This is a genomic window from Staphylococcus simulans (assembly GCF_047037175.1).
Classification (GTDB): domain Bacteria; phylum Bacillota; class Bacilli; order Staphylococcales; family Staphylococcaceae; genus Staphylococcus; species Staphylococcus simulans_C.
Genome location: NZ_CP178241.1, coordinates 1,461,331 through 1,483,445 on the forward strand (window position 1 = coordinate 1,461,331; position 22,115 = coordinate 1,483,445).

The 22,115-nt window shown below is 36.8% G+C and carries 22 protein-coding genes; 10 read left to right on the top strand and 12 right to left on the bottom strand.

The window, feature by feature from the left end:
- The first annotated feature begins 177 nt into the window (after positions 1 to 177).
- The 7 genes from ACFCT9_RS07440 to ACFCT9_RS07470 all read left to right on the top strand — a co-directional run bounded on the left by ACFCT9_RS07440 (position 178) and on the right by ACFCT9_RS07470 (position 5,645).
- On the top strand, positions 178 to 1,947 hold the full coding sequence (locus ACFCT9_RS07440) for a LytS/YhcK type 5TM receptor domain-containing protein (protein ID WP_412518232.1): 1,770 nt from the start codon (positions 178 to 180) through the stop codon (positions 1,945 to 1,947).
- Positions 1,944 to 2,708: a response regulator transcription factor LytR gene (locus tag ACFCT9_RS07445; protein WP_412518234.1), complete on the top strand. Its 765-nt coding sequence runs from the start codon at positions 1,944 to 1,946 to the stop codon at positions 2,706 to 2,708. Before ACFCT9_RS07440 ends, ACFCT9_RS07445 begins: the two co-directional genes overlap by 4 nt.
- A gap of 255 nt (positions 2,709 to 2,963) precedes the next feature.
- Positions 2,964 to 3,425 carry an antiholin-like murein hydrolase modulator LrgA gene (lrgA, locus tag ACFCT9_RS07450; protein ID WP_412518236.1) on the top strand — a complete coding sequence of 154 codons (462 nt, stop codon included), beginning with the start codon at positions 2,964 to 2,966 and terminating at the stop codon, positions 3,423 to 3,425.
- Positions 3,422 to 4,123 (top strand): antiholin-like protein LrgB, encoded by a 702-nt coding sequence (lrgB, locus tag ACFCT9_RS07455; protein WP_412518238.1) that lies wholly within the window; start codon positions 3,422 to 3,424, stop codon positions 4,121 to 4,123. Before lrgA ends, lrgB begins: the two co-directional genes overlap by 4 nt.
- 233 nt (positions 4,124 to 4,356) lie before the next feature.
- Positions 4,357 to 4,716, top strand: coding sequence for a DUF3147 family protein (locus ACFCT9_RS07460; protein WP_412518240.1), 360 nt, complete (start codon positions 4,357 to 4,359; stop codon positions 4,714 to 4,716).
- A 19-nt stretch (positions 4,717 to 4,735) separates the two neighbouring features.
- Positions 4,736 to 5,098, top strand: coding sequence for a DUF3147 family protein (locus tag ACFCT9_RS07465; RefSeq protein ID WP_412518242.1), 363 nt, complete (start codon positions 4,736 to 4,738; stop codon positions 5,096 to 5,098).
- 1 nt (position 5,099) lies between these two features.
- Complete coding sequence (locus tag ACFCT9_RS07470) at positions 5,100 to 5,645, top strand: TetR/AcrR family transcriptional regulator (protein WP_412518244.1); 546 nt, start codon at positions 5,100 to 5,102, stop codon at positions 5,643 to 5,645.
- Positions 5,646 to 5,746: 101 nt separating this feature from the next.
- Here ACFCT9_RS07470 and ACFCT9_RS07475 read toward each other — a convergent pair whose 3' ends face one another.
- The 6 genes from ACFCT9_RS07475 to ACFCT9_RS07500 form a co-directional block, all read right to left on the bottom strand.
- Positions 5,747 to 6,514, bottom strand: coding sequence for an alpha/beta hydrolase (locus tag ACFCT9_RS07475; protein WP_412518246.1), 768 nt, complete (start codon positions 6,512 to 6,514; stop codon positions 5,747 to 5,749).
- A gap of 92 nt (positions 6,515 to 6,606) precedes the next feature.
- The gene (locus tag ACFCT9_RS07480; protein ID WP_412518248.1) at positions 6,607 to 7,296 is read right to left on the bottom strand and encodes an ABC transporter permease; all 690 of its coding nucleotides are present in this window, start codon (positions 7,294 to 7,296) and stop codon (positions 6,607 to 6,609) included.
- A complete protein-coding gene (locus ACFCT9_RS07485) occupies positions 7,296 to 8,240 on the bottom strand; it encodes an osmoprotectant ABC transporter substrate-binding protein (protein WP_412518250.1) in 945 nt (314 codons plus the stop codon). The genes ACFCT9_RS07480 and ACFCT9_RS07485 overlap by 1 nt, the downstream gene beginning before the upstream one ends.
- Positions 8,241 to 8,271: 31 nt before the next feature.
- The gene (locus tag ACFCT9_RS07490) at positions 8,272 to 8,901 is read right to left on the bottom strand and encodes an ABC transporter permease (RefSeq protein ID WP_412518251.1); all 630 of its coding nucleotides are present in this window, start codon (positions 8,899 to 8,901) and stop codon (positions 8,272 to 8,274) included.
- Entirely contained in the window at positions 8,901 to 10,124 is a 1,224-nt protein-coding gene (locus tag ACFCT9_RS07495) for a betaine/proline/choline family ABC transporter ATP-binding protein (RefSeq protein WP_412518253.1), read from the bottom strand. Before ACFCT9_RS07495 ends, ACFCT9_RS07490 begins: the two co-directional genes overlap by 1 nt.
- 457 nt (positions 10,125 to 10,581) lie before the next feature.
- Positions 10,582 to 11,178, bottom strand: a complete 597-nt coding sequence (locus ACFCT9_RS07500) for a YdeI/OmpD-associated family protein (RefSeq protein ID WP_412518255.1) — start codon at positions 11,176 to 11,178, stop codon at positions 10,582 to 10,584.
- Positions 11,179 to 11,656: 478 nt separating this feature from the next.
- On the opposite strand from ACFCT9_RS07500, the gene ACFCT9_RS07505 reads away from it, so the two are divergent.
- The gene (locus tag ACFCT9_RS07505; RefSeq protein WP_412518257.1) at positions 11,657 to 13,294 is read left to right on the top strand and encodes an APC family permease; all 1,638 of its coding nucleotides are present in this window, start codon (positions 11,657 to 11,659) and stop codon (positions 13,292 to 13,294) included.
- A gap of 84 nt (positions 13,295 to 13,378) precedes the next feature.
- Entirely contained in the window at positions 13,379 to 14,758 is a 1,380-nt protein-coding gene (locus ACFCT9_RS07510; RefSeq protein WP_412518259.1) for a carboxylesterase family protein, read from the top strand.
- Between the two features lie 25 nt (positions 14,759 to 14,783).
- On the opposite strand, the gene ACFCT9_RS07515 is transcribed toward ACFCT9_RS07510, so the two are convergent.
- From ACFCT9_RS07515 to ACFCT9_RS07540, 6 genes are all read right to left on the bottom strand, one after another.
- A complete protein-coding gene (locus ACFCT9_RS07515; RefSeq protein WP_412518261.1) occupies positions 14,784 to 15,959 on the bottom strand; it encodes an MFS transporter in 1,176 nt (391 codons plus the stop codon).
- A gap of 171 nt (positions 15,960 to 16,130) precedes the next feature.
- The gene (locus ACFCT9_RS07520) at positions 16,131 to 16,910 is read right to left on the bottom strand and encodes an ABC transporter permease (RefSeq protein WP_412518263.1); all 780 of its coding nucleotides are present in this window, start codon (positions 16,908 to 16,910) and stop codon (positions 16,131 to 16,133) included.
- Complete coding sequence (locus tag ACFCT9_RS07525) at positions 16,907 to 17,575, bottom strand: ATP-binding cassette domain-containing protein (RefSeq protein ID WP_412518265.1); 669 nt, start codon at positions 17,573 to 17,575, stop codon at positions 16,907 to 16,909. Before ACFCT9_RS07525 ends, ACFCT9_RS07520 begins: the two co-directional genes overlap by 4 nt.
- Positions 17,576 to 17,742: 167 nt before the next feature.
- Positions 17,743 to 18,486, bottom strand: a complete 744-nt coding sequence (locus ACFCT9_RS07530; RefSeq protein WP_412518266.1) for a CPBP family intramembrane glutamic endopeptidase — start codon at positions 18,484 to 18,486, stop codon at positions 17,743 to 17,745.
- Positions 18,487 to 18,671: 185 nt separating this feature from the next.
- The gene (locus ACFCT9_RS07535) at positions 18,672 to 19,460 is read right to left on the bottom strand and encodes a CPBP family intramembrane glutamic endopeptidase (RefSeq protein WP_412518268.1); all 789 of its coding nucleotides are present in this window, start codon (positions 19,458 to 19,460) and stop codon (positions 18,672 to 18,674) included.
- Positions 19,461 to 19,651: 191 nt separating this feature from the next.
- Entirely contained in the window at positions 19,652 to 20,113 is a 462-nt protein-coding gene (locus ACFCT9_RS07540; protein WP_412518270.1) for a DUF1307 domain-containing protein, read from the bottom strand.
- A 347-nt stretch (positions 20,114 to 20,460) separates the two neighbouring features.
- Between ACFCT9_RS07540 and ppx the strand changes: the two genes are divergently transcribed.
- Complete coding sequence (gene ppx, locus ACFCT9_RS07545; protein ID WP_412521633.1) at positions 20,461 to 21,990, top strand: exopolyphosphatase; 1,530 nt, start codon at positions 20,461 to 20,463, stop codon at positions 21,988 to 21,990.
- Positions 21,991 to 22,115 lie beyond the last annotated feature (125 nt).

Sequence of the window (22,115 nt, forward strand, 5' to 3'; positions counted from 1 at the left end):
CAATATAAACTAAACCAATCATTTTCAATATATGAAATATCTTACAACAATTTCAACTTAAATTCTATAAATACCTGAAATTTAGGTTAAATATAAGTGTCACTTTACAACAATTGTATATAATATAATCAATTATGGTTGTATTGTCACAAAATTCGAATATTACAGGTGATTTCCATGCTCAACTTATTTATGCTTTTACTTGAACGTGTCGGATTGATCATTTTACTCGCCTATCTCTTAATGAACTTCAATTATTTTAAGAACTTGATGCATCATCGTGAGACTTGGCGTGCGAAATGGCAATTGGCTATTATGTTCGTAATCTTCGCTTTACTCTCTAACGTTACAGGGGTTGTAATTAGAGATTCTCAAATTTTATCCGGCCAACTCTATACCCATTTGGCCCCTGATACATCTCTCGCAAATACGCGGGTATTAACGATTGGCGTGTCAGGACTCGTTGGCGGTCCAGGTGTCGCTTTAGTGGTAGGTATCATTTCAGGCATCTATCGCTTTTATATTGGGGGTGCGAATGCATTTACCTATTTCGTGTCTTCTATATTAATCGCATTAGTTTCAGGATATGTCGGCCGTTATTATTTAAAAGTACGCCGTTATCCCCCTATTTTCTTAGGCGTGATTGTGGGTGCTTTATTAGAAGTGATTCAAATGACTTGTATCCTGTTGTTTGCGGAAAACTTCAGTCATGCATGGTCACTTGTCAGCTTTATTGCGATACCGATGATTCTGATGAACAGTATCGGGACTGCTATTTTCTTATCCATTATCATTTCAACCATTAAACAAGAAGAACAAATGCGCGGCGTACAAACACATGATGTGTTGCAACTGGCAAATGAAACTTTACCCTACTTCAGAGAAGGGTTAACTGAAGCTTCTGCCTTTAAAGCTGCACAAATCATTAAAGATTTAATGCAAGTGCAAGCTGTCGCAATCACCAATCGTCACGATATCTTAGCACATGTCGGTGCTGGGAGTGATCATCATGTTCCGCAAAAAGAAATTATTACGGATTTATCTAAAACAGTAATTCAAACCGGAAAAATCAAAGAAGCCCATTCTCGAGAAGAAATCGGCTGTCATCATCCGAATTGTCCTTTAGAAGCAGCCATTGTGATTCCGCTTCACATCAAAGAAAAAGTCGTTGGTACCTTGAAGCTTTATTTTACAGATGCACATCGACTGACATTTGTCGAAAAGCAATTAGCTACAGGGCTCGCAAATATTTTCTCCAGCCAGTTAGAACTCGGCCAAGCAGAAACACAAAGTAAACTATTGAAAGATGCCGAAATAAAATCACTACAAGCACAAGTCAATCCGCATTTCTTCTTTAATGCGATAAATACGATTTCCGCATTGGTCAGAATTGACAGTGAAAAAGCGCGTAATCTCTTACTGCAGCTCAGTCAGTTTTTCCGTTCAAATTTACAAGGTGCACGCAATAACACCATTACATTAGATAAAGAATTACAACAAGTGGAAGCTTATCTCTCTTTAGAACAAGCACGCTTCCCTAACCGCTTCAACATCGACTTTGACATTGATCCAAAAGCACAGCATGCACTCTTACCGCCATTTATTATTCAAGTTCTGGTCGAAAATGCCATTCGCCATGCGTTTAAGAATCGCCGTTCTGACAACCACGTCCATGTGACAGTACAACTAGAAGATCATTATTTGTACCTCACAGTTAAAGATAATGGCATGGGTATACCTAAAGACAAATTGCCTTACATCGGTAAAGCCATCGTACATTCTGAATCAGGCGGTACTGGCAGTGCCTTAGAAAACTTGAACCTAAGATTATCCGGTTTATATGGCCCGATGTCCATGTTGAAAATTAACTCGACTGATAAAGGGACAACAGTCAGTTGTGCGATTCCATACCGTACCCAAAGCGTAGAAGGAGGTCAATTGAATTGAAAACATTAATTGTAGATGATGAGCCTTTAGCACGTAATGAATTGAATTACCTGCTGACACAAAATGGTCATTTTGACAAAATAGAAGAAGCTGAAACCATTTCTGAAACACTAGAAAAGCTTTTATATGATACGTATGACGTCATCTTTTTAGATATCCATTTAATGGATGAAAGCGGCTTGGATTTAGCTGAAAAAATTAAAAAAATGCGCCAACCTCCTTATATTATCTTTGCGACTGCGCATGATAACTTTGCGGTCAAAGCATTTGAACTCAATGCGACAGATTATATCTTGAAACCTTTTGAACAAGCACGCATTGACGCAGCTGTGGCACGTGTTGCAGCACAAATTCAAACTTCAACCCAATCAACAGCTGAAACAAAAGTTGAAGCAACTGATCAACAAGAAGAAACATCCGCCAATCATGCGCCAGATGTCTTACCGATTGAAGTAGATGAACGCATCTATGTATTAAATCAAAAAGATATCATTGCTTTGACAGTGAATAATAAAAGAACTACTCTGCATACTATCAACAAGGATTATGAAACATCAGAACCGATGAATAACTACGCGAAACGATTAGATGCTAAACAATTTATTCGTATCCATCGTGCAACCATCATCAATAAGTCTCATATCCAAACGGTAGAACCTTGGTTTAATTACACTTATCAAGTCACAATGACCAATCATCTGAAAGTACAAGTGAGCCGTTCTTATATGAAGACTTTCAAACAAACTATTGGATTAGAATAAGCGTGATAATTAAAGCTTAAACTATAAAAATGACTTGCGTCGCTAAAAGAACGCAAGTCATTTTTGTATTTCACCCTTCTTTTCCAACAACTCAGATTGCCGGACTGACATCTTGGCAGTCATCCTCTGAATTTCAACTTCTGATTAATGCAACTCGCATACCAATTCTCGCATTTCATCGTGAAAACCTGCACAAGATCGTTTTTTCATCTTAAACTAGAGTCAAGATAAAGAAACAAACGGAGGCAATAAACGATGGAAAAAGCACAAACAAACGTTAAAAAAACAAACACAAAAGCAAAAACGTATTCATTTTTACATCAAGTACTCGTCATCAGTATTATTCTATTAATCTCAAAAGCGATTGAGAGTTTCATCCCTATTCCAATGCCGGCTTCAGTAATCGGATTGGTATTGATGTTCATCGCACTCTCAACAGGCATCATTAAACTTGGAGAAGTTGAAAGTGTAGGGACTGCACTGACAAATAATATCGGCTTCCTATTCGTACCTGCTGGTATTTCAGTAATCAACTCACTCGGTATCTTAAGTAAAAGTCCAATCTTAATTATCACATTGATTATTATTTCAACAGTTTTATTACTACTTTGTACTGGATTTGTTTCTCAATTATTGGTGAAAGGCTCACCGATTAAACGTAAAACTAAACAACATTCAGTCAAACATCACAATAGAGTTGCGGAGGAACATGTATGATTGAACATTTAGGCATTAACACACCGTATTTTGGTATCTTGCTATCTGTGATTCCGTTCTTAGTTGCCACATACTTCTTCAAAAAAACTAATGGCTTCTTCTTACTGGCACCTTTATTTGTCAGCATGGTCTTTGGTATCGCATTCTTAAAGGTGACTGGAATTAGTTATGAAAACTACAAAATCGGCGGAGATGTTATCAACTTCTTCTTAGAACCCGCTACAATCTGTTTTGCGATTCCGCTTTATAAAAAACGTGATGTCCTTAAAAAATATTGGGTTAAAATCTTCAGCGGTATTGCGTTAGGTACAGTAGTCGCAATCTTCGGTATCTATGCCTTTGCGAAGTTATTCCAATTCGGCAGTGCTATTATCGCATCTATGATTCCGCAAGCAGCTACAACTGCCATCGCTTTACCTATCTCAGACGGCATTGGCGGCGTTAAAGAGTTAACATCACTCGCAGTCATTTTAAACGCAGTTATTATCTATGCATTAGGTAATAAATTATTACGCTTCTTCCACATCGATAACCCGATTGCACGTGGATTAGCGTTAGGAACAAGTGGCCATACACTCGGTGTTTCTGCAGCACAAGAACTTGGTGAAACAGAAACTTCAATGGCGAGCATCGCGGTTGTATTAGTGGGTGTCATCGTTGTCGCAATCGTTCCTTTCTTAGCAACAATCTTATTATAAGACCATTTGACCTACCACAGCTTTATATTTCCAATCGTTTAGAGACAGGATTGCCTGTCTCTTTTTTTGTATTATTAACATGAATTAAATGTAAGCGTTTTAATTTAAATTTTTCATTAAATGTTCAATTATGAAGTATTGCATCCTGTTTACAAGAAAAAAAGTGCGTATTACACTATTAGTAAACGATACGTTTCGTTTTAAAATCAAATAGATTGGGATGAATTTTCATTATGTTCGGCATTTCATTAGTAAGCTTAATCATCCGCTTTGTATTCGGTGGATTAGCTGTGGCTTTGGCAACAGTGATTGCGTCAAAACTCGGCGGTAAACTGGGCGGTATCTTTTCTACCTTCCCTGCTGTTTATTTAGCTGCCTTGGTCACATTGTCTGTTGATTTTTCAGGAGACAAATTAGTTTATGAATCTATCCACTTAAGTGCAGGTGCTGTGATTGGAATCATCGGCTGTATAATCAGCGTTGCTTTAACAGCCATTGCGGTCAAACATATCGGCTATCGAAAAGGCGCTGTATTCTCTATCGTCTGCTGGTTTGTTTTATCTTGTATCATCCTAGCACTGAAACATATCTAATCGGAGGTTTGAATAAAAAATGAAAATGCTATTGATTAAATTTTTAGCAGGCGGCATCTCCGTCTCTTTAAGCTATATCGTATCTGTGATTATTCCGTGGAAAGAATTCGGCGGTATCTTTGCGGTCTTTCCAGCAGTGTTCTTAATTGCTTTAGTCGCTTCAGGTATCCAATATGGCGATAAAGTAGCTGCCCATGTCAGCAGCGGTGCAATATTTGGTATGACGGGTGTATTATTCAATATCTTAGCCACTTGGTTGATGTTAGTATGGACCAACAACTGGATTCTCAGTATCTTCGTTGGTTTAATCGCATGGTTCTTGAGCGCAATTATTATTTTTGAGATAGTAGAGAAACTAGCACATTTGAAACGAGGTCATTAATATGGCAGGCAGACCAAAAGATCCAAAGATAAATATAAGGATTTTTGATGAGTTAGAAAAAATGTTAGGACGTGAATCTTATACGTCTATTACGATAGATGAATTAGCTGAAAACACGCAGATTTCAAAGGCAACCATTTATCGTCGTTGGAAAGATAAAGACAGCATGATGATTGATATGTTTTTAAGCAAAGTCCATTCTGATGTGACACTTAAAGGCGAATTCTTTGATGACTTATACGACACTTTGCTTAAAATCACACATCTTTATAAAACACCTTTAGGTAAAGCAGTCATCCAAATTTTATTAACCAACGATGAAAACGACTTGCGCAATCACTATATGGAAGATTATTTCAATCAATATCGTCACATGTTGAAACAAGTCAGCAAGCCTTATATTGCTGAAGAGCATCTCGACATGTTTATCGATTTAATCTTCTCACCGATTTACTTTAATGTTTTAATCAAACCAGAAGTACTCACAGACGAGTACATCTATGACATGTTAAATACAGTGATTGACGCTTATCGTCCGCTCTCATAAGTAATTTAGCTGATTCATTATGCGCTAAAATAAAACAATTCAAGTTAAAACATAAGACAAGCCCCTCAAACCTGTTTAGATTTGAGGGGCTATTGTTCAACTTATATTCTATCGCTTAAGAACCAATCTAATGCATATTCAATTGCTTGATCCCAGTATGCATAATCATGCTTGCCTGGACCGTCTTCGAATTGATATGGAACTTTCTTGTTATCTAAATAGCTGATGAAATCTAAATTATCTTGGTGTAATTCATCTTCTGTACCGCACATAATCAAGAGTTCAGGAATATCTAATCCTTTTTCAATCGCTTGATCTACGAGATAATAAGGGTCAAGTTCTGTCCCTCTCGCTGCCTCTTTCTCTCCTAATAATGCACGTTTAGAAAAATCATACCAATCAATATCCATTAAACGATCAGCGTTATACACTGCAGATAAAGGCGCTGCTTTAGAGAAGCGTTCTGTTTGTGTCAACGCATATTTGATTGTGCCGTAGCCGCCCATTGAATGACCTGCGATAAAGTGGTCTTCACGACGTTTAGATAATGGTAAAATTTGTAAGGCATAATCAAAGACTTCTAATACATAATCATAATAACTATGTCCATAACTCATATTCGCATAACCGCTGTGATCACCTGCCGGCATCACTACCGCGATTTGACGTTCATTTGCGTAACGCTCTAAACTTGTAAATCTTAAATAAGACGTTTCATCGCTTGATAAACCATGCAGTAATAAAAGTACAGGTAATGCTTTTGCAGGTTTATCTGTTTCAAATTGTGAAGGTTCTTCTGGTAAGAATGCATTAAAACGTTGCTCTTTACCTAATGTGATTGAATCATAATTGACTTGTAACCATGCCATAATCAGTTCCTCCTCATTATTCTTTACATTACTAATGATAAAGGTATCGCATGTCAGATGAAATCATCTTGCATGCGATACCCTTAATTGAATTAACCCTCTACACTTTGAGGTTGTGGACCTTTCGGTTTTCTTTTCTTCACAGGATCAAGACGTTTTTCTAAAAATCTTAATACAACGTCGATTAACACTGCGATAATCGCAATTGGGATTGCACCTGCAAGAATGAATGTTGTACCATCTGTTGCGTTTGTACCACGGATGATAATATCACCGAGTGTCGGTGCACCGATGAATGAACCCACCGCTACAACACCGATTGCGACAACTAATGCGATACGTAAACCACCAATAATCACTGATAAAGCCAATGGCAGTTCAATCATACGTAAGACTTGATTGCCTGTCATTCCCATACCTTTACCAGCATCTTTAATGTTAGCATCTACACCGATAATACCTGAATATGTGTTTTGAATAATCGGTAATAATGCATATAAGAAAACTGTTACGACAACTGTTGTCGGACCTAAGCCCATGACTAACATTAAAATCGCCAACATCGCGATGACAGGAACAGTTTGAATAATATTCGCTATCGTAATGACAGTCTTAGATAATTTGCCGAATCTTGAAATTAAGATACCAATGGGAATCCCAACAATTGCGGCAAAGATCACACCATAGACTGACATCAATAAGTGTTGGAAGAAAAGACCCCATAAGTAGCCGGCGTTCAATGAATAGTATTCAATCAGCTGTTGGAATAAATTACCTTTCATTATTTTTGCCCGCCTTTCTTATCATCAAAATAATGATGTTTTTGTAAGAACTCTTCAGCAACAACCGCAGGTTCTTTACCTTGACCATCTGCTTCATAGTTCAAATGCTGCATTTCTTTCGTTGAAATTTTGCCTTCTAATTTTTCTAATGCTGTATTAATTTCAGGATGTTTCTTCAATAATTCTTTTTTAGCTACTGGACTCGCGTCATATGGCGGGAAGAATTTCCTATCATCTTTTAATACTTTCAAGTCATACGCTGCGATACGTCCATCTGTTGAATAACCTAATGCGACATCTAGCTTATTACTTTTCAGTGCGTCATACACTAAACCAATTTGCATTGGGCGTACTGTACTGAAATTAACACCATATTCTTTTTTGAATCCTGGATAACCGTCACCTTTACGGTTCAACCAAGAACTGTCTACACCTAAACGTAATTCTTTTTCATGTTTTTTCAAATCAGAAACTGTTTCTAAATTATATTTTTCAGCTGTTTCTTTCGTCACCATGAAAGCGTAAGTATTATCAAAGCCATAAGAGTTGAAGAATTTTTGATTAAATTTCTTGTCAAAGCCTTCTTGTGTCACTTTCATTGCTTTCTTAGGATCTTTAATCGGGTCTTCACCTAATGCACCGACTAAGTCTGTACCTGTATAACGTGCACCTGAAACGTTCGCATCTCCGTTCATCAACGCGTTATGTTGAATCGTACTTGAACCCATATTATTAATGAGTGTCGGTTTAATTTTATCTTTGGTTTCATGTTCAATCATTAAACGAACCATATGTGACATGATTTGAGACTCACTTGTTGCGAGTGATGTGATTTCTACTGAATCCTCATCTGCACGACCACCGCCTAAACCAGGCAGACTGCATCCAGATAATACAACAAGACAAGTTACCATCAGAATCATGTATTTTTTTATCTGTTTCATAAAGTTCCAATGTCCTCCCTATCTGGATATTTTATGCTTTTAAGCCTTTTGGTACTGCCCATTTTTCGACTATACGTAGTAAGTAATCCACAATAAGTGCCAATGCTGTAACAAGTACTGCAGCACTCACAATCATGATTGGGTTATATAAGTTTAAGCCGTTGAAGACGAAGTCGCCTAAACCGCCGGCACCTACATAACTTGCTAATGTTGCCCAACTAATTACATAAACACTTGATAAGCGAATACCGCTGAGAATCAATGGTAATGCTAAAGGCATCTCAACGTCTTTCATTAGTTGGAATTTTGTCATCCCCATACTGATCGCAGCTTGGCGAACATCTGGGTTAATGTTTTGAACACCTAATACTGTGTTATTTAAAATCGGTAATAAAATATATACGAATAATGCAATGATGGCAGGTGTTTTACCTACACCAAAGATTGGAATCATAATCGCTAATACTGCAAGTGTCGGAATCGTTTGAAGCACACCTGCTGTCGTTAACACAATACTTGCTGCTTTTTTCGTTTTCGCTAACAAAATACCAATCGGCACTGCTACGACGATGGCGATTAGAAGCGCAACAATAGAAATATAGAAATGTTCGCCCGTCTTTTGAATCAGTTCGCCGCCATACTCTTGAAGGAATTCTTTCATTATCGCTCAACTCCTGCATCCGACGTTTGTTCGTTATTGATTTTAACCGGTGCCTCTTTAATGGCTGATGCTTCATTTTCTTCAGATGCTTGTTGCGCTTCTTCAGCACCTTCACCCCAAATACTGTCATATACAATATCCACTAAGTTTGCACGTGTGATTAAGCCGACTAATTTGTCATGGTCGTCAACCACAGGCACGTTACGTACGTTACGTTTTAAAATCGTACGGACTGTATCTTGTAATTTACTGTTTACGTTTACGCGATAAATATCACGTTGCATTGTATCAATCAATTCCTTGCCTGCACGTAAACCTTGGTTGATATCTTCGATATCCATGTAACCTAAAAATCTGTCTTGGTTAGTTACAACAAAGATTGTATCGATACGATAGCGGCGCATCACATCAACCGCATGGTTCAATGAATCATCTGCACGAACTGTAATCGGTTTAATCATCGCATCTTCAACTGTACGCATATTCGGACGGTCTTGAATCAAACGGTTTTGACCGATGAAATCACGAACGAAGTCATTCGCTGGATGACGTAAAATATTATCTGGTGTATCATATTGAACCACTTTACCTTCAGACATAATACAAATCTTATCAGCAAGTTTGATTGCTTCATCCATATCATGTGTAACGAAGACAAATGTTTTACCTAATTTTTGTTGTAACTCTTTAACTAAATCTTGTAATGTATCACGCGTAATCGGGTCTAACGCACCGAACGGTTCATCCATTAGGATGATATCTTGTTCAGCTGCTAATGCACGTACAACACCGATACGTTGCTGTTGACCGCCTGATAATTCAGATGGATAACGATCTAAATATTCTTCAGGCAAGTCAACCAATTTAATTAACTCACGTGCTTTTTTATCTTTCTTCTCTTCTGACCATTTTAATAATTTTGGAACCAGTACAATATTTTCTTTGATAGTCATATGCGGCATCAAGCCGATTTGTTGAATCACATAACCGATACTACGGCGTAATTCTACCGCATTCATTTTTCTGACGTCTTTGCCATCAATCGTGATTTGTCCTTTTGTTGCTTCAATCATACGATTGATCATACGTAAAGCAGTTGTTTTACCACTACCACTTGTCCCAATAAATGCAACGAATTCCCCTGATTCAATATCAAGCGAAATATCGTCTACCGCTTTCTTACCTCCAGGGTAAACCTTAGATAAATTCTTAATACTAAGCATTAAAGTAATTCCTTTCTCTATCGAATTTGTTTAAGCCTACAGTAAGTTCTAAGTTGTCATGTAAGAACAGTCTCTCTTAAATACTCTGTACACACCTAAATACATTCAATAAAAAAATCACTTGCCCAATGTTTCAATAACTTAACGGATAAGTTCCCAAACAAAGTCGCAAATGACTTGTTAAATGCTTTAGATTCGGTTGCGCTGCAACCTTCACCTCAACTACGTTATAATACAGCGCTGTTTTACAGTGTCTGTTCTTGTGATTGATACAATAATTTCAAAAATTGTATCTCCGACTTCCTTGATTAATAGTGTACTTTATAACTATAACACAAACTAAACCATTTGGTCGGTTTAATGCAGAAAATTTTTGAAAAACATTTACATATTTTGTAAATTTAATAATTTAGGTGTGATTAAACTACTTTTTATTCAACAAAAACTGCAAATATGTTTAATCATTCATGCCTTTACCTTCTAATATGTGTGCCTTGTATTTTTCGACACGCGCTTGTCTCGTAGCTTCACGTTTGGCTTGGCCAATAAAATACATATACTGACGTTGACGTCCCGGAGTAAGCTTATAGAATGCGTCTTTTAGTTGTTCATCCGCTTCAAGCGCTTCTTGCAATTCTAGCGGCATATCATACTCCTCAGTCTTTTTCATCTCGACTTGTTTACCAGCACGTTCTATCTCCACAGCTTCATTCACATAAGCGCGAATCATTTCTGACTCTTCCTCGATTTGATCGACTGAAGTAAAACGTAATTGTCTTGCCGCTTGAACATTTTTAGTTTGTTGAATCAACTTACTTTCCGGGTCTTTCATTAAAACCCCCTTATGAAACAACAATGCACAATAATCTTTAAATCCATGAATCAATACTACATTTTTACCATTTAATGTATAACAAGGATGCATCCATTTATAATCTTCTGTTAAATCCTCGTTTTGTAAAATGATGGCACGTAATGCTTTGTATTCATCATGCCAATCTTGTGCACGTGTGAAAAATGCCTCTGCTTTATCATTTAATCTGTTCTTTGTCATAGCTGTGCTCCTTTTTTACAGGCTTAATATACCATATCCATTTTCATATACTTCTAACCCTCAATCTTACACTTTTTGTGTACTCAAACACACTTCCGCTTATATTGCTCTTTTTTCTTGCTCAGCCCTCATATATCATCATTTTTGTTAATGATGCGAAGCCGTTTTCCTCTTCAGTTTATCACTTTTCTATTCTCCGCATATGCATAAATATTTATCTGTTTTAAATCATAAAAGGCATAATGACACTATCAATTTAAAAATCACCCTGATTGTTTATTCAAAAACCCTCGTTATATTGTATTTTCATACGTTTTCATTGATAAAATATAAACCTGCCTTTTTCCTGTTGACGTCATCTGGATTTTCCGTATAATGTTCTATCATGAGTTAGGTTTGCCTTAAATAACAATTGGGCAAACTTATTTTGCTTTATAAATAAAAGAGAGCATGTTCTCTGAAAATTAGGAGTTTTACTATGAAACAAACGAAAAGTGGTAAAATCAGTCTGTCTCAGCTTGTTTTACTTGGACTCGGTTCACTCATTGGTTCAGGTTGGCTGTTTGGTGCATGGGAAGCATCTTCAGTTGCAGGCCCTGCCGCAATCTTTTCATGGGTGATCGGTTTCATTATCATCAGCTTAGTCGCTTATAACTATATAGAAATCGCAACAATGCTGCCGCAATCCGGCGGAATGAGCAACTATGCACAATATACTCATGGTTCATTACTCGGCTTTATCGCTTCTTGGGCAAACTGGGTTGCCTTAGTGACGATTATCCCGATTGAAGCCGTATCTGCTGTTCAATACATGAGTTCTTGGCCATGGGAGTGGGCAGAATTCACAAGTGTACTGATGAAAGACGGTACGATCAGTAATATCGGTTTATTTGCGGTGTATGTCATTATTATTATCTTTTCATTGCTAAACTATTGGTCAGTGAAGATCCTTACATCGTTCACAAGTTTAATCTCATTCTTTAAACTTGGTGTACCGACTTTAACAGTAATCTTGTTATTATTGTCTGGTTTCCATCCAGGGAACTACGGCCATTCATTAAGCAGTTTCATCCCTTACGGTACTGCACCTATCTTTGCTGCGGTGACAGTATCTGGTATTATCTTTTCATTCAATGCCTTTCAAACGATTATCAACATGGGTGCTGAAATTGAAAAGCCAGAGAAAAACATTTTACGCGGTATCGTCATTTGCTTATCATTAACTGCGTTATTATATGTTGTCTTACAAAGTGTCTTCATTACATCTATGCCTGAAAATATGGTCGCAGATAAAGGTTGGAAAGGGATTCAATTCAACTCTCCTTTCGCTGACTTAGCCATCTTATTAAACTTGAATTGGCTAGCGATTTTATTATATATTGAAGCGTTCGTTTCACCATTTGGTACTGGTGTTTCATTTGTTGCTTCAACAAGTCGTGTATTAAGCGCAATGGAGAAAAATGGTCATATTCCTAAAATTTTAGGCCGTATCAACAAACAATACAATATTCCAAGAGTCGCAATTATTGTCAATGCGATTTTAGCTATGGTTATGGTGACGCTATTCAGATCTTGGGGTACACTCGCTACTGTTATCGCAACTTCTACATTAGTCGCCTATTTAACAGGTCCGACGACTGCGGTAGCTTTAAGAAAAATGGGCCCGAAACTCCATCGTCCATTTAAAGCACGTTTCTTAAAAATTGCCGCACCGTTATCTTTTGCTTTAACATCGTTGGCAATTTATTGGGCAATGTGGCCGACAACTGCGAAAGTTATCTTTATCATTATTCTTGGTTTGCCAATGTACTTCTTCTATGAATACAAGTTAAACTGGGAGAATACACGTAATCAATTACGCGGCAGTCTTTGGTTGATTATCTATTTAATTATATTATCTGCCCTTTCCTTTATCGGCAGTAAAGACTTTAACGGTATGAACTGGATTCATTATCCTTATGATTTCATCGTTATTATTATCGTTGCCTTAGTCTTCTATAAAGTGGGTATCGGCAGTTACTTTGAAAGCAAATATTATAAGAATGCGGTCGAAATCAACGAAACCTTAGAAAAAGATATCTCCAGCCAAGCAGAAGCTAACACTTCATCACAATAAATCATATGAAACAGCTGAACAGATAACACTATCTCTCAGCTGTTTCTTTTTTTTGTGCTAAATTAGAAGAAAGGAGCGAGTATGATGATATCCATTACAAGACACACAAAAGCCGGTACTATTATCGGCCAAATTAAACAAAACTGTGAAACCTATTTCGGTATTCCCTACGCTTATCCGCCCATTAATGAAAGACGCTTTAAACATGCTGAACTTAAGACATCATGGCCAGAACCTTTAATAGCTGATGCATTTAAAACTGTTCCGCTTCAACCTTTCAATAAACTTGAAGCGTTCTTTTCAACACACCCTGATGATTTAAACGTACCGAAACCAGAACATCAAAGTGAAGATTGTTTATATTTAAATATTTGGAAACCCCTCACTGCTTCACCCAACAAGAAATTACCCGTCATGATTTGGTTTTACGGCGGTGGTTACATGAATGGTCATGGTTCTGCCGAATTATATAACCCGCAAGCTTTCGCTGAACATGCGCAAGTGATTGTGGTGACCTTCAACTATCGTTTAGGTGTACTTGGCTATTTAAACTTTAACGAAATCAATAATCATTATGACATGAACTGCGGTTTATCCGATCAGCGCACTGCCTTACAATGGGTTCATCATTTCATTGACGACTTTGGCGGCGATATACACAACATTACCTTATGCGGCCAATCTGCCGGTGCGATGAGTATTCAAGCCTTAATGCAGGTCAAGGCAGCACAACCTTTATTTCAAAAAGCTGTTTTGATGAGTGGTACATTACGCTTTGATTCACAAAATCATAGTAAAGCTGTTGCGCAACATTTCCTTAATACTATCAACACACTGTATCATACGACAAACTTAGCTGACCTTTCATCACCACAAATGATGCATGCGATGACAGAAGATTTAGCACAATACGGACCTTCTAAAGGTTTAGAATTAATTTACAGTCCTATCTTTGATGAATCTACTATGGTAGATACACCCCCTGACAAGTGGCCTGTGTTAGTGGGGTTCACTGAACAAGAAGGTGATTGTTATGTCCGAAATGAATCACGTAAGTTAGCACCTGAACGTTTCTTAACAGTCATGCATCATAATCACATCACAGTGGACACAAATACCTTTGATGTCACCACAGGGAAAGGCCAGTCTGAAGCAATTACGCATTATGAATTTAAACAACCGGCTTTACGATGGTTAAATGATTATCAACAGACACAGAAATGGCTCTACTGTTTTAATTGGGCTGCGCCTGACTCAAACCATTTTAAAACACCCTATCATATTTTGGATGTAATCTTTTGGTTGGGTCATACAGATATCTTACGTGCTCATCATCTTCCTTTAACGCCTCATACACATACTTTGATGCAACAGATGATGGACACACTTGGTCAGTTTGTGACAGAGGGGCATGTAGATAGGCCTGTTTATACAACAATTGAAGATGCTTATATTTTCGAATAAGAAAAACGCTTAACCCAAAATTGGATTAAGCGTTTTGTTTTATTTGCGGCTGTTGTGTTTGTTTAATACTTAAGACAATGAATACAATCACAATGCCTAATATACTTGAACTATAAGCGACCGCATGGACACCGATATTTGAGACAATTAAGCCACCAATCATGCCCCCCGCAGCAATACCTGCGTTTAAACTAGACATATTCCAGCTGAGTACTTGGCTTGCATCACCTTCAACATGGTCGATCAACCCACTTTGTACAGCTGGGTTCGTACTCCATTCCATGATATTCCAAATAAAGATAATCAATACAATCGCAATGGAATTAGTAATAAACCAGTTCACAGTTGCTAAGGAGAGTGTAAAGGCAATAGCGGCGATTAACAACCAAGTCTTGCTCGTTAATCTATCAGCTAGGAATCCGCCCATGGAAGTTCCTAATGTGCCAGCGATACCATTCACTAATAAGATGATAGAGACAAATTGAATATCGTAGCCATTTGTCAGCATCAACGGATTAATATAAACAAAAGTAATAGAGTTTGCGGTTAATAACATAAAGGTCACCGCAAGATATTTAATAATTTCTGCACGGTTTAAAATTTTGTATTGTGATGCGGCAGCTGAGTTATCATCTGACATAGTTGGCAGCTCGTCAGGTGTAGGCAAGTAGCGCATCATTAAGAAAGCCGCTACAATACTGACTAAAATAATAAAGACGAAAGTCGCACGCCAACCGAGCCATCCGCCAAGCATCGTACCAATCGGTACACCGAAGACATTCGCGCCGCTGAATCCAGAATAGACGATTCCAATCATTTTACCGCGGTTTTGAGGTGCCGTCAGCATAGCTGTCAGTGCTAAAATTTTAACAATGATTAACGCTGCGGCAGCTGAGGAAATAATACGTCCAATAATCAGTAATGTGAAATTCGGAGATACCGCAATTAACGCATTACCAAAGACAAAGACTGCAATCGTCCACAGCAGCACCGTTTTAGCACTGAAACGATTGGTGATTTTCACTAAAATTGGACCGCAAACTGCGAAAGTCACTGCGTATAATGTCACTAATTGTCCAATCCACGCTTCAGAAACATGTAGATCCGCACTCATTAAGTTCATTATTCCAGCAACCATCATTTCGACCATACCGACAATAAACACACTAATAATAAATGTGATAACTCTCATGACTGACATGCCTGTTGCCTCCTCTTCTATCTTTACAGCATTAATCAATTCAACCTTTATATTATAGTTGAATTGAAATCAAAATGTAAGTGGATTTATTTTATTTTCAATATTCACTAAAAAATTAGAGCTGCAATGTAAGAAGTTCCCTTCCTGCTTTACAGCTCTATTAACGTTTATTTAATTGTCGTCCTCTTCATTTTCCAACATACTGCCGATAAGTTGATGACGGTAATTGAAGAATTGTTTATAACTTAAATAAGTTGCGAGAAGTGCTGTAGTGATCGTCGCAGTGGTATGGATAAAGACAACTAAGAGTTGGAATTTGATGGCTTGAAGCGGATCCACGCCACTAATAATCATCCCTGTCATCATACCTGGAATAGACACTAAGCCATAAGTTTTGACTGAATCAATCGTCGGCACAATCGCAAGTTTAATACTCTCTCTCACAGCTGATTTAGACGCTAACTTCGGTGTTGCAGCTAAGGCTAATTTACATTCAATCGTGCCGTATTCTTTCACAAAAGCACGATCTAAATTTTGGTAAGCAAGGTTTATCGCGATTAAACCATTATTCGCTAGCATCCCAGCAATCGGAATCAATTCATTGCCGGTAAATTTAATGGCACCGACACTGACAATGACCGCAAGCGGAATCGCTGTACCAATAAAAATTGAGATAAATGAAATCCAAAAGACATGATGCATCACTTTAGATGCACGGCTGATGGTATTCCATGACGCATTAATAATTATGATTAATACGAATAATATTAGAATCCAAGGTTCATTCAAATCAAAAATGAAGTGCAGAATATAACCTAAAATAACTAATTGAATCACTGCACGAATCGATGCGATAATTAAATCTTTCGCGATGTTTAATTTTTCTTTAATAGAGACTGCAATCGGGATAATTAATAACAGTGCCGTCAAGGCTAAAGCTGTCGTACTCATACATCAATTACCCCTTTCTTATCTTTATTGACTTTCCCATCGACAATATCGACACGACGGTCAAAGTGCGACATACTTTGGTCATAACTATGGGTAATCCACATAATGGAAACCCCTTCTTCTTTCGCTAAGCCAAAGATAACATTTTCTGCTTTTTCAGTATTATCCGCATCTAAAGCACTGGTTGCTTCATCTAATAATAGAACATCTGGTATGTACATCAATTGACGTGCTAAACAAATACGCTGACGTTCACCTCCGGATAAAAACTCAACATTGGTATCTAAATCATAATGACCTAACCCGAATTTTGACAGTAATTTCAATGCTCTATCTTTATCGAACTCGTCATTGCGTGCAATAGATGGAAATGCTAAGTTTTCACCGATTGTACGATCAAACAAATCTGTTTGCTGCGGCATATAACTGATTTGTTGACGTAACGTTTCCGGCTCATATGCATCGTATTCTTTACCGTTATAATACATATGACCGCTCGTCGGACTGATTAAATCACACAACAAATGAAACAGCGTACTTTTCCCGCTGCCGGATGGGCCTACAACTGCGATTTTTTCGCCTTTTTTAACCGTTAAATTTAAATGATCAATAATCAGACGTTTATCCGCTTTATAGCACACATCTTTTAATTCTAAAATCGCCATACAACTGCTCCTTTTCTTCAAACTAAAGGGATCTCTAAACCCATTACCTTACTATTCCCTGTCCTATACAATTTAACATATTTCAATTTTAGAAAATATGACAATTATCCTAAGGATAATACAAAACACTGACCTTCACTCAGCCAGTGTTTATACATAAGGATTAACTAAGAAAATATTATTAAAATAAAACCGATCGCATTATTTAAAGCATGAAGCAAAATCGCAACCGCTAGGTTTTTCTGACTCATTAAATAGACAATAGAAAATACCGTACCCATCATCACATAAGGCAACGCTTCATAGATAGAAGTCGCATACATCATATGTATACCCGCAAATAAAATGATGGATAGTAACGTAGCCGCAAAATAACCGATTTTCTTGCCGAGTTCATGAATAATCACGTGTCTGTATAGCAGCTCCTCAACAATAGGTGCAAGAACTACAATACTGATGAATAAGAAGGGCCATAACCATCGATGTTCAAACATAGCTTCAATCATGGCTTGGTTTTGCGTGTCATCGATATGTAAGACATGTTTCATAAGATATCCTATACCGAAATTCAAAGTAAAGACGGCGATACCTCCGCCAATAATTAAATACCATTGTTTAAGTGCACGTTTAATCCTCTCTTTCGCAATAGGCATCAGATAATGCCGATGCATTAAGTAAAAAATGAATAATAAACCTATGCTCGACACATCTTGTGCGAAGCCGCCAAACTCCTCATACTTTATCATCGGAACTTCACGATTAGTGGCACCATAATATAGCCCAAGCACAAGTTGCAGTAGTACTGCCGCGCCAAATAATAGGAAGAAAGATAACGGAAACAAGAAGAAATCTCGTTTCATAACTTTGTCTGAATCAAAAGGGTTTTCTAGTGTCTTTGTTGTTTGTGTCATGTTGTCACCTCTTGTTATTTTCTTTATTGTACAAAATTGAAACATGTTTGTATAAATAAATCATAAGGCATTAGAAATCTATCATGAAGCCATAAACAAATCACATTTGATTTAGATTAATTATTTCCTAGGAAATCAAAAAAAGACTGCATCTGCAGCCTTTAAAGTCATTCTATTATTTAATTTTATGACACCTTATCCATAATGAATTGACCGACGATGCCAATAAACCCGACACCATTAACAATCATATGAAAAGCAATAGAGACCGCTAAATTACGTCGTGAATACATATAAACAAAGACTAATGCACCTGCCATGATCGCATAAACACCGAATTCAAAAGGTGAAGAAGCATTGAACACATGTACAAACGCAAATACAATGACTGATATGATTGCCCCTGCGGTATAGCCGATTTTCTTACCTAACTCATGAATAATCAAATGACGGAAGGTTAATTCTTCAATGAAGGGTGTCAAAATGACAATATCCAAAAATAACATGGGCCATGCCCATGGATTATCAAATAGTTGCAATGCCATTAATTGGTTCTGTGTATTATCAAATTGCAGATGCTTCGGTAGTAATAACATCAAGCCGCCATAGATTGCTTGTGCGACAGACATGGCTAAATATGTAAGTAACAATACCCAGACATAACGTTTTACTTTCGCAAAACGTGCTTTCGCAATCGGTATGATATATTTTCGGTGCATCAAGTAATAAATAAGCAATAGGACAATTTGTCCAGCTAAACTGCCCATCACATTGAACAATATAAAAGTATGTTTAGTTAAATCACCATATTGGTTTTCATATATTAAACGTAATGGAAACATGACTAATGCAGTTATTAATGGAATTGCGATAAAGAATAATGGGATTAACCAAAAGTCTCGTTTCATCACACGATTTGATTGATAAGGATTAGACTGTGCTTCGGTTAGTTGACGTTGTTCGTTTTCAATCACGTTATCACCTTTTCTAAGCCGTTTCTTTTTATTTTGTATTTCTTGCTTTCATTCAAAACAAGATTATAACATATCACACGTTTATTTAATGTGATTTTTGTGTATATTTACAAAAGTTTATTATTAATGTGCAATAAAAATACAGTAAGTCACTTCGAAGTGACTCACTGCATTTTATTGATAATCATTGCTTATTCTTCACTTAGCGGTTTTTTTACTGTTAAGCCAGAATTTTTCAATGATCGTTCAACAGATTTAACATCAACATAATCGTTGCCTTTTTTCGGACCTGTCACACCAACTCTGTGTGATAGCTGTTTTAAATCCGCGTTTTTATAATCGATTTCTACTTTTTGAACTGCTTTGTCTTCTTTAATATCTTTATTGTATTTAACACCTTTTAGCCCATCAAACACTTTTTCTTGTTTGGCAAAAACCTTTTCAGCATCCGCTTTTGAAAGCCCATTATCCTCGTACGTGATTGTCATAATCATAGATTGTTTAACCATTTTGTCACCTTTATACGTTATAGTATCGATGACATCTGCACCTGATAATTCACCTTGATACGTCTTAGATTGTTCTTTTTCACAAGCTGCTAATAAGAATATACTCATTAGAATTATTCCCATAAAGAGAAGGTTACGTTTCATCTCTCTCCCTCTTTTCCTATGCATTTATTAAAATCATTATACCACCATTTTTCATTTCCACGTATCTCTATTTTCTTTATTTTTATATCCGTTTTGAAAAATAAAGTGTACGCGATTGCTTGTTCAAATTAATGAATACAACACACAATTTAGTCTATACAGTTAATGTAGAAAGTAATGTTTTGTGATAAAATTAAAGTGAACAAAAAATGTGAATACTTGTTGTTATATCAAGCATTAAGCGTTCTCATTTTTTCTATAAAGAAGGAGTTAGTCATATGATTTTACCTGGACAAAAAATGATTAATCGTCTGCTGACTGCTTCTAAGCAATCAGAGGGGGTTCTCATGAAACGTATTGGATTAATCGATATCGGTTCAAACACCATCAGATTAGTAGTGTTTGAATACGATAGTAAAACAGGCCTTACGGAAATACAAAATATAAAAACACCTGCACGTTTGAGTCAGTATTTAGAAGATGACTTAACGATGAATGATGAAGGTGTTCATGTCTTAATTTCAGCATTAGAAAGCTTTAAGAAAGTTGCAGATGCATACAATGTAGATGAACTGCATCCCATCGCAACAGCTGCGATTCGTCAATCGAAAAACAGAGATGACATCTTAAAACGCGTGAAGAAAAAAATCGGTATGAAATTATCTATCGTTCCAGAGTTAGACGAAGCTTATTACGGTTTCTATGCGATTATCAATTCTACTGCTATTGTTGATGGTCTATCTGTCGATATCGGTGGTGGCTCTACTGAAGTAACACTATTTAAAGGAAAAGAATTGATTCATTCACATAGTTTCCCATTTGGTGTTGTGACGTTATCACGTAAATTCTTCGATGGAAAAGATCATAACGATAAAGATGCGATTAAAAAAATGCAGAAGTTCTTAGATAAAGCATTTGGTTCACTTGATTGGATCAATAACCAAAAAGTTGCTTTAGTCGGTGTCGGCGGTTCTGCACGTAACGTCGCACGCATTCATCAATCTGAAGTCGCTTACCCTATCGGCGGTGTACATTGTTATACGATGACAGGTGATGATTTAAATCAAGTCTTTGATTTAATCGAAGATAATTCACGCGATGACTTGATGAACTTAGATGGTTTAAGCCGTGACCGTGTAGATATTATTCTACCTGCCGTGGCTGTCTTTAAAGCGTTATTTAAACAAGTTGACGCAACGCAATTTACCTTCTCTAGAAAAGGGTTGCGTGAAGGCTACGTAATGTATCAACTTAACCAGAAAATTGAAGATGCATTTGATCGTTTTAATGTACGCAATCGTGCATTATATCAATTATCAAATACGTACAAACATGAAGGTATCGGCGCTAAACAACGTGTTGTATTAGCGGATGACTTATTAAATCAATTGAAAGAATTAGATGTTATTTCACTCTCTGAGAAAGACCAACGTTTGTTTAAACAAGCAGCATATGTTTATTATTTAGGCCGTTTCATTGATGCTGATTCAGCTTCACAACATACGTATTATATTATCTCGAACTCCATGATTGATGGTTTCAATCATCATGATCGTGTCCAATTGGCGCTAATGGCAAGTTTTAAAAACAAAAGTTTATTAAAATTCTATAACGATGAAACAGGATGGTTTAACAGTGATGAACTCAGTGATTTACAGTCCCTAGGCGGTATCTTGAAATTCATCGATGCTTTGAATGTTTCACATACTAATCCAATCAAACGTATTGAACTAGTAAAAGAAAATAAGGATCATTATACATTAAATGCTTATTACACCGGTCATCCGATTGCAGAAGAATATCAAACAAATCGTCAAAAGAAACACTTAGAAAAGGTACTAAAAGGAAAAGTATTAATAAACTTTACAAAATCTTAACAAACATATGTTAAGTTATAAATGGATGTTTCTGTGAATTTAAGCATTTGTATACAATGAATTGAGTTATACAACGAATTGCACGTAAGCGTTCAACATAAATTTTAAATTGTAATTACTAACAA

Excerpts from the sequence above, each read along its gene's own strand:
- ACFCT9_RS07505 (WP_412518257.1), top strand. The coding sequence starts at position 11,657 with ATGAAACAAACGAAAAGTGGTAAAATCAGTCTGTCTCAGCTTGTTTTA.
- ACFCT9_RS07540 (WP_412518270.1), bottom strand. The coding sequence starts at position 20,113 with ATGAAACGTAACCTTCTCTTTATGGGAATAATTCTAATGAGTATATTC.
- ppx (WP_412521633.1), top strand. The coding sequence starts at position 20,461 with ATGAAACGTATTGGATTAATCGATATCGGTTCAAACACCATCAGATTA.
- ACFCT9_RS07495 (WP_412518253.1), bottom strand. The coding sequence starts at position 10,124 with ATGCTTAGTATTAAGAATTTATCTAAGGTTTACCCTGGAGGTAAGAAA.
- ACFCT9_RS07460 (WP_412518240.1), top strand. The coding sequence starts at position 4,357 with ATGTTCGGCATTTCATTAGTAAGCTTAATCATCCGCTTTGTATTCGGT.
- ACFCT9_RS07480 (WP_412518248.1), bottom strand. The coding sequence starts at position 7,296 with ATGAAAGGTAATTTATTCCAACAGCTGATTGAATACTATTCATTGAAC.
- ACFCT9_RS07520 (WP_412518263.1), bottom strand. The coding sequence starts at position 16,910 with ATGAGTACGACAGCTTTAGCCTTGACGGCACTGTTATTAATTATCCCG.
- ACFCT9_RS07500 (WP_412518255.1), bottom strand. The coding sequence starts at position 11,178 with ATGACAAAGAACAGATTAAATGATAAAGCAGAGGCATTTTTCACACGT.
- ACFCT9_RS07510 (WP_412518259.1), top strand. The coding sequence starts at position 13,379 with ATGATATCCATTACAAGACACACAAAAGCCGGTACTATTATCGGCCAA.
- ACFCT9_RS07465 (WP_412518242.1), top strand. The coding sequence starts at position 4,736 with ATGAAAATGCTATTGATTAAATTTTTAGCAGGCGGCATCTCCGTCTCT.
- ACFCT9_RS07525 (WP_412518265.1), bottom strand. The coding sequence starts at position 17,575 with ATGGCGATTTTAGAATTAAAAGATGTGTGCTATAAAGCGGATAAACGT.
- ACFCT9_RS07490 (WP_412518251.1), bottom strand. The coding sequence starts at position 8,901 with ATGAAAGAATTCCTTCAAGAGTATGGCGGCGAACTGATTCAAAAGACG.
- ACFCT9_RS07485 (WP_412518250.1), bottom strand. The coding sequence starts at position 8,240 with ATGAAACAGATAAAAAAATACATGATTCTGATGGTAACTTGTCTTGTT.
- ACFCT9_RS07470 (WP_412518244.1), top strand. The coding sequence starts at position 5,100 with ATGGCAGGCAGACCAAAAGATCCAAAGATAAATATAAGGATTTTTGAT.
- ACFCT9_RS07440 (WP_412518232.1), top strand. The coding sequence starts at position 178 with ATGCTCAACTTATTTATGCTTTTACTTGAACGTGTCGGATTGATCATT.
- lrgB (WP_412518238.1), top strand. The coding sequence starts at position 3,422 with ATGATTGAACATTTAGGCATTAACACACCGTATTTTGGTATCTTGCTA.
- lrgA (WP_412518236.1), top strand. The coding sequence starts at position 2,964 with ATGGAAAAAGCACAAACAAACGTTAAAAAAACAAACACAAAAGCAAAA.
- ACFCT9_RS07475 (WP_412518246.1), bottom strand. The coding sequence starts at position 6,514 with ATGGCATGGTTACAAGTCAATTATGATTCAATCACATTAGGTAAAGAG.
- ACFCT9_RS07530 (WP_412518266.1), bottom strand. The coding sequence starts at position 18,486 with ATGACACAAACAACAAAGACACTAGAAAACCCTTTTGATTCAGACAAA.
- ACFCT9_RS07515 (WP_412518261.1), bottom strand. The coding sequence starts at position 15,959 with ATGTCAGTCATGAGAGTTATCACATTTATTATTAGTGTGTTTATTGTC.